Source organism: Cytobacillus luteolus, assembly GCF_017873715.1.
In the GTDB taxonomy this organism is placed as follows: Bacteria; Bacillota; Bacilli; order Bacillales; family Bacillaceae_L; genus Bacillus_BV; species Bacillus_BV luteola.
The window spans coordinates 228137-242115 of the sequence record NZ_JAGGKM010000005.1; the positions used below are offsets into that span (position 1 = coordinate 228137).

9 protein-coding genes are annotated in these 13979 nt (G+C 33.1%); 6 read left to right on the forward strand and 3 right to left on the reverse strand.

Going from position 1 to position 13979, the window contains the following annotated elements:
- The first annotated feature begins 91 nt into the window (after positions 1 to 91).
- Positions 92 to 2359: an S-layer homology domain-containing protein gene (locus J2Z26_RS15645; protein WP_193534584.1), complete on the forward strand. Its 2268-nt coding sequence runs from the start codon at positions 92 to 94 to the stop codon at positions 2357 to 2359.
- Between the two features lie 658 nt (positions 2360 to 3017).
- On the forward strand, positions 3018 to 4178 hold the full coding sequence (locus J2Z26_RS15650) for a transglutaminase domain-containing protein (RefSeq protein ID WP_193534583.1): 1161 nt from the start codon (positions 3018 to 3020) through the stop codon (positions 4176 to 4178).
- A gap of 194 nt (positions 4179 to 4372) precedes the next feature.
- On the opposite strand, the gene J2Z26_RS15655 is transcribed toward J2Z26_RS15650, so the two are convergent.
- From J2Z26_RS15655 to J2Z26_RS15665, 3 genes are read right to left on the reverse strand one after another with little or no spacing between them, the layout of a single operon-like run.
- On the reverse strand, positions 4373 to 4645 hold the full coding sequence (locus tag J2Z26_RS15655) for a hypothetical protein (RefSeq protein ID WP_193534582.1): 273 nt from the start codon (positions 4643 to 4645) through the stop codon (positions 4373 to 4375).
- Positions 4646 to 4653: 8 nt separating this feature from the next.
- Positions 4654 to 5346: an Ig-like domain-containing protein gene (locus tag J2Z26_RS15660; RefSeq protein ID WP_209794382.1), complete on the reverse strand. Its 693-nt coding sequence runs from the start codon at positions 5344 to 5346 to the stop codon at positions 4654 to 4656.
- The gene (locus J2Z26_RS15665) at positions 5343 to 6326 is read right to left on the reverse strand and encodes an Ig-like domain-containing domain (RefSeq protein ID WP_193534580.1); all 984 of its coding nucleotides are present in this window, start codon (positions 6324 to 6326) and stop codon (positions 5343 to 5345) included. The genes J2Z26_RS15660 and J2Z26_RS15665 overlap by 4 nt, the downstream gene beginning before the upstream one ends.
- 454 nt (positions 6327 to 6780) lie before the next feature.
- On the opposite strand from J2Z26_RS15665, the gene J2Z26_RS15670 reads away from it, so the two are divergent.
- The 4 genes from J2Z26_RS15670 to J2Z26_RS15685 all read left to right on the forward strand — a co-directional run bounded on the left by J2Z26_RS15670 (position 6781) and on the right by J2Z26_RS15685 (position 12352).
- On the forward strand, positions 6781 to 9315 hold the full coding sequence (locus J2Z26_RS15670; protein WP_193534579.1) for an Ig-like domain-containing protein: 2535 nt from the start codon (positions 6781 to 6783) through the stop codon (positions 9313 to 9315).
- Between the two features lie 86 nt (positions 9316 to 9401).
- Positions 9402 to 9689 (forward strand): hypothetical protein, encoded by a 288-nt coding sequence (locus tag J2Z26_RS15675; RefSeq protein WP_193534578.1) that lies wholly within the window; start codon positions 9402 to 9404, stop codon positions 9687 to 9689.
- Positions 9690 to 10610: 921 nt separating this feature from the next.
- Positions 10611 to 11678, forward strand: a complete 1068-nt coding sequence (locus tag J2Z26_RS15680; RefSeq protein ID WP_193534577.1) for a recombinase family protein — start codon at positions 10611 to 10613, stop codon at positions 11676 to 11678.
- A gap of 353 nt (positions 11679 to 12031) precedes the next feature.
- Entirely contained in the window at positions 12032 to 12352 is a 321-nt protein-coding gene (locus J2Z26_RS15685; RefSeq protein ID WP_193534576.1) for a recombinase family protein, read from the forward strand.
- The last annotated feature ends 1627 nt before the right edge of the window (positions 12353 to 13979 follow it).

Here is a 13979-nt window from a genome sequence, read left to right on the forward strand (position 1 = left end):
AATTGGTAAAACTAGCCACAAAGCCATTGGTTTATTTTGGTAAATGTGTGTTACTATCTAATAGGTACTAAAATAAAAGGGGGATATTTAGTTGAAAATTAAAAAAGTAGGACTATTATCTTTATCAGCTGCTCTTTCACTGAGTGTATTTTCGAGTACAGCTGCCGCAAATGTAACGAACCAAACTGAACAAAAACAAGTTATCACTATTGCAAATGTAGATTCACAGATTTCTAAGGAAGAACTTATTAAACAGTTTAAAAAACTATTTCCAAATAAATTCGATTTTCTAACTTCAAAAGACTTTCACTTTAATACAGGCCACCGCTATCCAGAAGATGATGAAGCAATTATTCGTTATAGCCTTTCTTTTAACAAAGAAATGAATGGGAAGCACCTACATGGTAGTGTTGAGTTTGTAGGAAAAGAATTAACGATTCAGTCATTTTACTACAGACCATTTGATGTTAAAGATGCCTTATTCCCTGCAAAAGTAAGTCAAAAAGAGGCTCTTGAAATGGCCACATCATTTATTGATGGACAATATCCAAACGAAAACTACCAATTAAGTGATAACCAGGATATGTATTACCCAATGCCAAGAAGCTTAACGGAACCAATTCAATATCGCTTTAACTTTGATAGATTAGAAAATGGTATACCAGTAAGTGGGCAAAACATGAATATAACGATATTGGGCAACGGTGAAATGGTTGAGTTATACAGTGGGCAATATTATAGAGAAAAGTCAAATTATGAAAATAAGGCAAATATTATCTCAAGTGATGCAGCCAAAGAAAAGATCAAGTCAAATCTTGGTGTGTCATTACAATACATGATTGATTTTGACTATCGAAATGAAGAAGCGAAGGTTAAATTAATATATGGAGTAGAACCTCCTATTTTCGGCATGAGTGCGAAAAATGGAAAATGGCTAGTAGGACAAGAATTTGTAGACACACTACCTGGAATGAACCCAATCAAGATGCTTTCTTCCTCTGCGGTCACTGGAACAACAAAGCCGATTAATGAAAAAGAAGCTAAGGCCATTGCAGAGAAACTATTAAAACCAGGTGATGAAAATACGAAACTAAGAATAGAAGAAATTTACGAGCATGAAAATAAAATGCTAGGTAAAACAGTTTATTCTGTACACTATCAATACCAAAGTAAGAACTCAGGCTATGGTTCTACAATAGAAATAGACAAAAATACTGGAGAAGTTATCAGCTTCCACGATATTACGAGAGATATGCATTATGAAACAAAAGTCGAGGCTACAAAAGAAGAAGCAAAAAAAGAGGAAGAGAAAAAAGCAGGAGTATCTTATGAAAAAGCTTTAGAAGCTGCAGTTGAAGCTGTAAGAAAGTACACGCCTTCAGTTATGCATGAGTATTCATACCCTACTTATAGTGAAAAACAAGAATCCTATGAGGGACGTTACCATTTCTCATTCCCAAGAATTAAGAATGGTATCATTGTTCAAGGAGACTCAATTAACATTGGAATTGATAAAGAGGGAGCGATTTCACATTACAACGTTCACTCCCCGATTATTAAAGAATGGCCGAATGTTGAAAAAGTAGTATCTAAAGATAAGGCATTAAATGCTTATTTAGAAGAGTTAAATGTTAAACTAACATACTCAAAAATCAAGTATGATAGCAAAGATTATATGTTAATGTACCACACTGAATTCAAGAATGCGTTTAATCATTATAATGCTGTGACAGGTAAGTGGGAAAGACCAAGTCATTATCCTACTCAACCTGAACAACCAGGAATGGAAGTTAAGCACCCAACAGCAGAAAAAGAATTAAACTACTTAATTCAAATGGGAATCATTAAAGTGGATGATCCAAGTACTTTTAACGCCGATCAACCTGTTTCAAGAGGAGAAGCTCTAGAAATTCTTATGAAGTCGATTGTAAATTATTATGAGTTTGATCGAATTGATGAGAAGAAAGAAGGCACCTTTGTTAACATTAAAAAAGAACATGATTTATACAATGTAATAGAACTAGCAGCACAACAAAACATTATAGACACAAGTAAAAAATCGTTCCCGGTAGAATACAATATTACGAAACAAGAATTAGCATATTGGTATGTCCGTGCACTCGGACTTGATGAAGCAGCTAAGCACCATGATATTTTCAAGCTATCATTCAAAGACGCTAATAAAATTCAAAAAGAATACACTGGATATATTGCTCTAGCTGATAAACTAGGTTTATTAGAAGCTAATAAGGCCAACATGTACCATGCAACATCAAATGTAACTCTTGCAGAAATAGCAGTATCAATTACAACACTAGCTCAAAAAATGAGTGAAAAAAGACAAGGATACTATTATTAAAAAGAAAGAGGCAGGCCCTTGACTGGGTACTGGCTCTTTCCATTTTTATACTACAGAGGAAAAAATGCATATATCGACAAAGTTCGACACAGTATTTATAATAAATTTATAAGATTAGTAACATTTCTCCCTATTCCATACTTAGAATAGGGCTTTTTTTATGTCCTAATTTTGGGGCGAGCTGAACTTTTATCATTAAGGACAAAAATACATAGGTTATCGGCTTTAACTTAGGGGATATCGGCCTTATCTAAAATATATCGGCCTTAACTGAGAATTATCGGCATGAATATAATAAATATCGGTATTAACACAAAATCCTTATACCAATCATTGGGATCCGATTCTACCCATCAATTTACAAAAATACGAATAAGATTAAAAAGTAAGGACTATACTATAGGTAAGATTAGTATTCTCCCTGATATTTTAAGCGGGGGGAATCTTTTTATAAAGGTAACTTAAAATTTTTTTAGTAAAATTACCCACAACCGTTAAATTATGTGTTATAATCTATTTATCTTAAGTAATAAACATTTAATTACGTTAGTATTCTCCCTTCTCTCTTAGTAGAGAAGGGATTTTTTGCGTTAAAAGAGGGAAATTCCGTCTATCTGTGGAATAATTAATAAACTGCAGAGATACGGAGGATACATAGATGAAAAAACTAATTATCGTAATAGCAACTTTATCCTTTTTGTTAGTAGGCAATTCAGGTGTAATGGCAACAAGTTCTTGTGAAGGAGTAGGACCAGACACTAATATTTGGTGGGGGAAACTAAAACTTCGAGATGGGCAAATAGGAAAAGTAACTGTTAAACAAGCTATCAACCTTTGGACCCGTGAAAATAATAAGCTTGTATTCTCTCGTATATTGCAACCAGGAGAAGAGTACTCAGTCTACCGTTATGATGAGAAGTTTGGAGGACAATATGGTTTAGGGGCAAATCTATGGGTTACGAAAAACCCCGTAAACATAACTTATACAACCCCTTCTAAGAAAAAAATTGAACGTCTTGCATGTAAACAGCAAGCGCAAAACGGAAGAACAGGAGCAAATCACCCCTCTGTAATTACAAAGGAAAAGGGTTTGTATGCTGTCCTACTTGATACAATTCAAAATGTTAAAGATAAGGTTACTATACAGTCTCTAGCTATAAAAACAAACGATCGTGCTATTTTAGATGAACAATTTAGTAAAAACTTTATTGAACTATCAAAAACCCTTGAGCAAATAAATGCTGAGAATCCAGAAATTTTTTATTATAGGGGAACACACTACAAGTCTAATGGCGAACTAACCTTTACCTACTCACATACACCATCTGATGTTCAAAAAATGAGGCAGGAACTAGATACTAAAATAAAGGCAATTATAGAAAGCATTGATACGAACTTATCAAACTATGAAAAAGTTAAAAAAGTACATGATTATATTGTCTTAACTTCTGAATATGACTATCAAAACTTACTTTCAAATACACTTCCAAGTGAATCCTATAGCATCTATGGAGTTTTAGTGAAGAATGTGGCGGTATGTGATGGGTATTCGAAAACGATGAATTTACTTCTTTCGAAATTAGGAATTGAAGCGAAATATATCTCAGGAATGGGAGATGGGATTCCGCACTCTTGGAATCTGGTTAAGTTGGATGGACAGTGGTATCATGTAGACGCAACCTGGAATGATCCCGTACCGGATCGAAAAGGTATGGTCCGCTATGATTATTTCTTAGTATCCGATGAGGTTATGGAGGAAACACATGTTTGGAAGAAAGCTAGTTTTCCTACAGCAGCCAAAAATTATACCCATAAATAATGATATACCCCGCCTGATTTAAATCAGACGGGGATATTTTTTGTGTAAAAAAAGAGAGTTGCTACTTTTATGTAGGCACTCTCAAAAGTTAGGTAAGCACACTGATCATGGAAAACAAATTCACCCATTTTGCTAGTGTGTGTACTTATTAGACGTTTTAGAATTAAAATAGTTTCATATTTTATTAAAAAAAATTATTTAATGTCAATCACTCTAAATTCTTCTTTAGAATCCTCGGATGTAATTTCTTCCTGTTCTTCATCATTCTGATCTTTTTCATCTTCGACTTCATCCGCGTCTGGCAATACAGTTTCTTCACTAACGGCCGTTTCGGTAGAGACACTTTGTTCAGCTGAATCAGATAACGTATCTTCAGCTTTGAACTCTTTATACAAATATGGCCATAAAATGAGATTCGTTATAATAATAAAAGTTAGTAATGAGCTTAGAATGACTTTTTTAAACATAGAGTGCCTCATTCCACATCATAAGATAATCTTTCCACAACTTTATTTTCAGAATTATAGCCTTTAATAGACAGTTTGTCGCCTGATTTTATACCAGCTAGGTTCGCAGTAAATGTGTTATTACCTTCATACTGCATTTCAGATCCTTCAATTATGATTTTTACAATCGAGTTATTTGTTGTTTGAACCGTGAACTCAGATAAATAGGTAAAATGCTTGCTCTTTACCGAAATACTGGAGATCGCTGCAGCGGGCTTTTTATCCTCACCGGCTTGTTCCTTAGCCCTCGTTGATGTTGCATTGCTTTTTTTGTATTTGAACGGCATAACGGTATCAGCCCATAAAAACAATTTCTTAGTCGATCTTAGAGCATCATCCACAATAAGATAATACTGAGCACCTTCTATATAAGATGTACGAGGGGTAACTGTAACACTTAACCCATCTTTTCCGACTAATAATTTTGAAGGAATCTTTTTATTATTTTCATCTACTATATAGATGGTGTTGGCAGAAACAGTTGCAGGAGAAACCGCCATATTAAATGAAACAGTCCATTCCTTATTAGGATTACTTGTTACCTGTGAGGGTAGTTGATCCTCCGTCAATGAGAGAGTGGATGGTGAATAAAGAACTAATCCTAGCAATAGTCCAATTGGTACAATAAATACTATCTTGTAAACAATTGATCTTTTCATCATGGTCTTGAATTGACCTGAACTTTTACTTTGCGAATCTCATTTTCTTTCATTAGTGTGTTAAACAACTTCTCATCAGCAAGAAGCTGTTGTAAAGTGAACGACTTCCCAGCTGTCTCGTATTTATATGTTTCTTTTATATCAGTAATCAACTTTCCATCAGTAGTTCCGAATTTAATTATTTTGGCATCAATCTCTTGGTTATTCATATCAAAAACTCTCACGATTACATCATAATAACCGGGCATCTTTGAAAATCCAATATCAAAGTTAAGTGATCCAGTTTTAGAATCATAATTGAACTTTCTAGCAAACCCCTTGTTAACAAGTCTTCCATCTTTTTTAATATCGACATGTACGTTCTTAACTTCCGTACCTATTGTTTTAATGTCGATATTCGTAACACCATCGGTTGATATTTGATTATCTTCAAATTTACCTTTGTTTTTATGTAAAATATGTACCTCTTCAATATAACGTTTTGGAGTGAATACCTTAAGCTGACGAGGTGAGTAAATTGATAAAACCTGAGTCAATTTTGCTTCATTTAAGACCATTAACTCATAAAACTCCATATAGTTCGTCGAAAATGTAAACGTATATTCATGTGGGTAATATCCATTATTAAGTTCGACAACATATGCAGGCACGACAACCTTGTATTCTTTATTTAGCTTCAACTCATTCAACGTTATGAGTTTTATCGAATCATTGTCTTTTTTCACGTCTTGAAGAAAAACTTCTTTCGTAAAACCAAGACTTGTCTTTTCATATAATTTTACCAAACTAGAGTAAACATTTTTCACCTTATCATTATATGTAACCGTAATAACAGAATCTATCGGTGTATGTAAGTTATTAGGAGAAGGTGTCGAAGAAACGATTGCTGGGTAACTTATAGCTTGTACATCTTTTATAAATAGAAAAGTAAAACAGACTAGTAGTAAGATAGAAACGATCTTATGGTAGGTTTTTATAGGCATTTTGGTTTGTCCTTTCTCGATTGTTACTACAATTTTACTATTTATCTATAAAATAGACCACAGAATTTAAGAAAAAATTGGAATATTACTTTTGCTTAAAACATATTGTTAAAGGTCGATATAAAAGATATAGTAAGAATATGGGAGAATGTTGATTGAATTGTTAAAAAATTCGTCAAATAATCCCATATTGTTACAAAAAGTCTTAGAAATTGCTTTATTTCTAAGAAGAAATAGTATATTATAATGTATATAACTGATGTGGTAATAAAACACTCCATTGGTAAATATACTAAACTTTTTGGGAAGTATTGCATTACCAGGAAAGTTCTAGTATACTATTTTAATAGTTAGGTAAGCAATGAGAGAACATGATAAATAGATAAACAGATGACCTCATTCATTGCTAGAATAAAAAGGATATTTACATATCTGAAGGGAGAATACTAATCTTATGAAGAAAAAAGCTATCAAAATCGCTACTTCAACAGCGATCGCTGCATCTGCATTCGTAGCAGCAGCACCAACTCAAGCAGCATCTAACGTTGATGCACAAGTAAAAGCAGCAGTAGATGCTGGAACAGTACTAAAATGGGCTATCTCAATCGAGGGAACTGGTGACGGTCAAACTCGTCCTTGGGATGCTTACAATGATGCAAAAGCTAAATTAGCTAAAGCAGAGGCTGCAGTTGCTGGTCTTTCAGCTGCTGACAAAGCAGTTGCTTCTGCAAAATTAGAAGCTACTAAACTACAAATCTCTAGAGCGATGGCTTACATCGATGCTATCACTGCTGGTGAGAACATCACTACAGCTAGATTAGCTCTTGAAGCTGCTATCTCTAGTGGTAACCTAGACGCAGTTGAAAAAGCATACCACGGTATGACTGCTCAAGCTCGTAAACAAAACAAATTACTAGACCGCGTTTACGGTCAATCAACTCGTGACCTTATCCGTACTAACTACAAAGTAGCTGCAGAAAAAGTTCAAGCTTCTGTACTTTACGATGTAACTGTTAAAATGGCGTTAGACAAAGCTCAAGGTTTTGTTACTGGAAATGACCTTGATAAAGCAGAAGCATACCTTGCTGAGGCTAAAAAATACCTTGAAAAAGTATCTGCTACATTTAAAACACAACTTTCAACTAAAATTGATCAAGTTGAAGCAACTGTTACTCCAAGAGTTGTTGGCGTAAGTGCGATTAACGCTAAAGAATTACAAATCACTTTCAACAAAGCTATTACAAAAGCTTCAGTTATTGATAGCTCTGACGATTTAATTGCTAATATTATAACTTTAAATTCAACTGATGCTCGTAGTTTATCAGACAATGCTTACCTAAGTGCTGATGGTAAAACTTTAACATTAGTTGCTACTACAACATGGAACGGTTCATATGCTTTTGAAGTAGCTCAAAATAAAGTTGAAGCTGGCGCAACTAAGGTTGCAGAATATAAAGCATTTGTTTCTGCAAGTGATACAACTCGTCCAACTTTTGCAGGTGTATCTTACGAGCCATCTGGACTTGCTAAATTTTCGTTCAGTGAGCCATTAGATGAAACGGCTGCTCTAATTGCTTCTAAATTAGTAGTTTCTGGAGGAACAACTGTTGCAATTACTGATGCAGACATCACTCTTGCTGCTGATAAAAAATCATTCACTGTTTCTTTACCTTCAACAATGACTAAGGATGCTTCATATACATTTACTTTTACTGGATTAAAAGACTTTGCTGGAAACTTATTAAGTCCAAACCCACTTTCAGCTACAGTTGTTAAAGCTGACCGTGATACAGTAAAACCAACAGTAACGAACGTAGTTGCACTTGATACTGGCAAGTTACAAGTTACTTTCTCTGAAAAAATCCGTGCAAATACAGCTGTTGTAACAGTTGGTGCTGGAAATTATTCTACTTATACTCTTGATGCAACAGGAACAATTGCTACATTTACTGGAGTTACTAATTTAACTGCGGGTGTACAATCAGTTCAAATTAGTAGTGCTGCTGACTTAGCTGGATTAGTATTAGATACTATTACTCGTGTTGTTCAAGTATCTGCTGATACAACTGCTCCTGCATATGTTAACCACACAGTTGAAACTGTTGGTTCGGAACGTTTCTTAGTTGTTAATTACAACGAAGAAATTACTGCTAATCAAGCAGTGTCAGTTACTGGAACATATGTTAATTCAAACAGCATTACTCAAGCTATAACTCCAATTACTGGTGCGGATATTACTAGAGGAGCAGATAAAAAATCTGTTCGCATTAAACTACCTGCAACAGCTGGAACTTATACTGTACTTCTACCAGTTGCATTGGCTGAGGATACTTCAGCTGCAACAAACGATTCAGCAGCACGCACTGTATCATTCACTTTAGGTACTGCAGTTGATGCTACAAAACCTGTTACATCTGGTTATGCTCAAGTTGGTAACAAAGTTACTGTAACTTTTGACCGTGATGTAACTGCGGCTACAGCTTTAAATGTTGGTAACTACTCTATCGATGGCGTTTCTTCACCTTTCGAATCTGCTATCTTTAAAGGCAATGCTAGAACAGTTGAATTAACATTAAGACATGATGCAATTACTACTAATGGTGTTCGTAATTACACTGTAAGTAACGTAGCAACATCTGCTGGTTCAGTAATGGTATCTGAAACTTCTACTTATAACTTCAAGGAAAATGTACGTCCAACAGTCCTAGGTGCAAAAATAATTTCTGCAACTGAAATCGAAGTGACACTAAGTGAAGCTCTTGACAGTGCAACTGTAGGAACTGATTTCGATGTTTTCCAAGGGACATCTACAACAGCTTTAACAGATGTTGAAACAATCTCTGGAACTAATAAAGTTCTTATTACACTAGGAACACCACTAGTATCATTAAATGGTCTAACTCTTAAAGCTGCTTCTACAATTGACCTAACAGATGTTAATGGAAATACTGTTAACTTTGTTGGACCAATTACAGTAACTAGCAACTAATAATATTGGAAAGCTCTGTAGAGAGAAATCTCTATAGAGCTTTCTTTTATAGGTAATAAACGGAAAATAAAAATTATATTATAATCATGTACAGCAACATAACATACAGTGAAAATGTTGCTGCTTCAGTTGCTGGTGATGGAGAAGTAGACTTCAAAGTGTTAATTGATGGCGTAGATGTAAGTACATTTGGCACTCCTATTACTATTACTGAAGGTGCTACAACTAACAAAGTAACCCTTACATTAAGCAGAGCTTTAACTCCAGCAGAATATGGAAAAACTATTACTATTGCACCTGCTACTGACTTTGATGTAGCAGATACAAATGGTAATCTACAAGCTGGTTTTACTTCTTTCACAGTAACTAAGTAAGTTAAACCAATAAGATTGTTATAAGGCTATTATTAATAAAAAAAAGAGGTTGTTCCAAAAGAAATTTTGGTAACAATCTCTTTTTTATGATAAATATAAATAAAATGCCTGTGCACCTTAAAAAGTATATCTATGAGAAAAATAGGGAGTTTGGTGAAGAATTATTAGATGTAGTTAAAGAAGATATACTTATGTAATTGGCAAATAAAAGGGGAAATATATGAGTAAATACGTGTTAATTTAAGGAAGACATACGAAAGAAACCTTTCATATGTATGGTTTAGGGGAAATATGGTTTTTTGTATTAATAACTGCTTAAGTTACTTTTTTGTATGAAAGGTAGAGTCCATTCAATATAGGAGTAGCTTTTAATTTTGTCTCCTTTACAGGGGTTGGTAGAAAAGTAGGTGAAGGTACTGGTTGTACACTTCAAAAAGTCTATCTGATTAAATGAAGTCCTTTTTTAATGATACTTAATGTGGCTAAAAGCCTTTGAGTTGCCTTTGCTCAAAAGCCATATCATTTTGTTGCAGAAAAAAGTATATAAATATTCTAAAATTAAGAGGATTATCATAAGGATAATCCTCTATTTTTATTTAAAATAAAAAGTTGTTTAAAAAGTGTCTATGTAAGGTTTTAAGATATTTTAAAACATGGCGATATGAAAATTTTAAAAAATTATTGCATAATATGTTTTAAATTGAAAAATACTCCTAGCGTACCACTCTAATAAATGAGGGTATGCTTTTTAGCTTATATAATTAGTTTAGGTTTAATAGTTAACTAAAGTAGTTAACTAGGAGGTGAGTTAATAATTTAGAAGTTAGTAAATATTGTTCTTTTACCAATTAAACCAAACATTCATCGAAACAGCTGACTCATCATCAGCAAAATAGAAAAATCAAAAATGGAGTGTGATTAATGAAAAGAAAAGCCTTAGGCTATGCTAGGAAATCAATACGACCCTACGGGATTGAAGACCAAAATGAATCTGTTCAATATCAGATTCATCAAATTAAAGAGTATTGTGAAGTTAATGGTTTAGAGTTGATTGAAACATTTAGTGATATAGGATATTCTGGTGTACTAAAACATCGTCCGGAATTAGATAAAATGCTTAAGTTGCTGAAAAATGAAGAGGAAAATATAAATATCCTAGTTATCTATACACAAGATCGTCTTGCAAGGGACCTTCTTACAAGTATTGAATTGTTTAATGAGATTACTGAATTAGTTGAAGAAGTAGTATTTGTAGAAGAAAATTTAACTACAGAATCCCATCACTTCAGGGAATCGTTTCTAATGAAAGCTGCGTTTGCTGCAGTTGATAGGAGAAAGGTTAAACAAAAACTAAGGTTGGGTAGAATGTCGAAGGTTGTGAATAGTGGACTATACCGTTCAACTTATAAACCCATTGGCTATATTCAACTTAATAAAAAAGAGCTTTTATTAGCAACTAATGAAAGGACTCTTGATAAGAGTCTAAAGGTTGATCTAATCATTGTTCAATCTATATTTCTAGCTTATTTATCCCATATGAGTTTAAGGAGTATAACAAAATGGTTAAATGAAGAGTTTGGGTTAACAAAAAAGGGAAAGGAATGGGATTATAAATCGGTAAAATATATCCTTCAAAATCCAATATATGCCGGAATAATATCAGGTGTATTTGTAAAGAGACAAAATCTAGAACCAGTTAATACAGTGGAACCCCTATTAACCCTAGAAACATTCCATTTCATAAAAGAGAAACTAAATATGGAAGTAAGTGGGAACAAAAGAAAAATAAAAAAATATATACCTGATATATCAATTTGTATAAATTGTATTATGCCTTTGAAGGTAAATGGTCCTGAGTTAAAATGTCCTTCATGCCGAAATAATCTTGATATTGACTTGTATATTTACTTAGTAAGAAATGAGTTTATAGATATACTTGAAAATGGATTTAAACAAGTTAAGGTTGATGGATTATTTATGGAAAAGTGAGAACAACTAGGAATTCAACTTTTTTTTCTAAATAAGAAATTAGGGCAGTTAAAGCAAAGGTTAAGAGAGTTACAAGTGGAATATAATAACCAACCCCAAAAATTAAAGGATTTAATTGAAATAAATAATATGGAACAAAGTAAGATAAAGGAACAAATCGTTCTTGTTAGGTCATTCTATAATTTTATGGGTCATAATAATATTAGTCAGCCGTCTCTAGTAATTAAAGATTGTTATCAACCCTATATTTCTTTACCTTATTTAATATTGGTTGATTTTTTAAAGAAATGTATATATGTCAAATTTCATGAAAAGATCTTAACTGAAAATAATGAAAGGGGCCTATCTGATAATTGAAGAGACTATCAAAGGGACATGCATACCTACGGACATCGGGAGAAATAAACCCAGCTGATAGTATAGATAACCAACGTTTCTTTATAGAAGATTATGGACTGGCACATGGGATTGAAATAGTAGAGTACTTAGTTGATGAAAAAAGGACAGGAACAAATCAAAATAGAACATCGTTCCAAAAATTATTAATATTAATTAATAATGGTTTAGTCGATATTATTTTGGTAACCACGTTTGATAGATTAGGCCGGAACAATATTGAACTTGCACTATTTTTAATTAAGTTAAAATCTTTAGGCAACATTAAAGATATCTAAGGAACGCCTTGAGGATGGGCTTTTTTGTATGGATAGAAAAAGTGATAACAGTTTGAATTAAAAGGAATTGTTGTGCACTTCAAAAAGTCAATCTTAAGTTGAAACGGTGTGTTTGGTGAAGAATTGCTAGGTGCAGTGAACGAGATATACTGAAGTAATTGCAACTATGAGGGGAAATATACGAGTGAATACTTGTATATTAAAGAAAGACATATGAAAGGAACCTTCCATATGTAAGGTTTAGAGAAATATGGATTTTAAAATTAAAATTGCTTAAGCTACCTTTTGAGAATGGAAGAGTCCATTCAATATAGGAGTAGCTTTTAGTCTTTCTCCTTACATGGATTGAAAGATATTTAGGTGAAGGTACTGGTGTTTTTCCACCTAAACCTTGGTGTGTACGTTCGGTATTTTAATAGTTATTAATGTATTCACGGAGTACCTTACGTAAATGTAATTTGATTAAGAGGTATGACCTGGGTAGGTAATTCACGCTTGATTGTGCCAAAAAGGAGAACGGGATAGAAAGGAAAAAACCTTGAGATAGTTGACTTTGTATTGGAGTTTATGTATGGAGGGACCAGTAGGTTAGATTTGATACAGCGTATTTATATTGATAATAACTTTGCTAAGATTATTGTTCCAGGAAGAACTAGCGGTAAAACCATACAGATGTCTGACCGTCTACAAGACATGGCTGTGGAGTTTTGTAATGTAAAAAACATTAAACAGAGAGTTTTGAAATTGCATAAAGAAGTTCTTCAAGAAATATGGTTATGAATATGAAATTAATAGTCTACTGATGAGGTCAAATTAGAGGAACTAGCTTATAAAAACTCTAGTTCCTTATTTTTGAGGCCTGTTTTCACGAATTCACCACCTCAGTTATAACAAACTTTCATGTATATTGGAGGGATTTAAAAGTTGTATGAGTTGTATTCAATTGATGAAAGTCTTTACTTCCAGATAATTACTTCTAAAAGATTGGGAAGGCAGCGTATTCTATCCTATTATGAAATGATACAAGATATACAAACCTCCATTAAAAGCGGCTAATAATAGTGGGTGCATGCCCTCCAAATATATAGAAAGCATGGGTATTATATTAAAAAAGAATCAGCCATCAAACGATGACTGACTCTATCAGTTAGGTAAGCACACAAGATATAAACCTTTAATCCATATGCTAGTGTACAATTATATTTTAAACTAAGCTTGCTTAAATGAATATGTAGAATTTATGGTAAAAGTGGATAAAAATAAACAAATTTAGAAAAGCTGTTATAAGAAGATAATTGGTGTTCAAAAACTAAATCTAATGAGTAAAGTTCATTTTCCCTATATAATTCAGAAACCACTTCGTACTTTCTCTCAAACTATTAATTCCCGACAAACTAAAAACGAAACGATAACTAATAATTTTTTCTATTAATATGTAACCTTTTCTAAACTGTTAACGTCATAAGTATTCAGATAAATTCTCTAAAGTCAAGGGATTTTACCTAAAAAGTTTTATGAAACTAAGGATAATTGTCAAGTGAATTATTTCTAATATTTACTAAAAAATTACAATTTATCACTGGTTAAATAAACCCTCCATATGGTATTATCTCATTTGTGAACTTAC

Excerpts from the sequence above, each read along its gene's own strand:
- J2Z26_RS15650 (WP_193534583.1), top strand. The coding sequence starts at position 3,018 with ATGAAAAAACTAATTATCGTAATAGCAACTTTATCCTTTTTGTTAGTA.
- J2Z26_RS15655 (WP_193534582.1), bottom strand. The coding sequence starts at position 4,645 with ATGTTTAAAAAAGTCATTCTAAGCTCATTACTAACTTTTATTATTATA.
- J2Z26_RS15660 (WP_209794382.1), bottom strand. The coding sequence starts at position 5,346 with ATGATGAAAAGATCAATTGTTTACAAGATAGTATTTATTGTACCAATT.
- J2Z26_RS15665 (WP_193534580.1), bottom strand. The coding sequence starts at position 6,326 with ATGCCTATAAAAACCTACCATAAGATCGTTTCTATCTTACTACTAGTC.
- J2Z26_RS15670 (WP_193534579.1), top strand. The coding sequence starts at position 6,781 with ATGAAGAAAAAAGCTATCAAAATCGCTACTTCAACAGCGATCGCTGCA.
- J2Z26_RS15675 (WP_193534578.1), top strand. The coding sequence starts at position 9,402 with ATGTACAGCAACATAACATACAGTGAAAATGTTGCTGCTTCAGTTGCT.
- J2Z26_RS15680 (WP_193534577.1), top strand. The coding sequence starts at position 10,611 with ATGAAAAGAAAAGCCTTAGGCTATGCTAGGAAATCAATACGACCCTAC.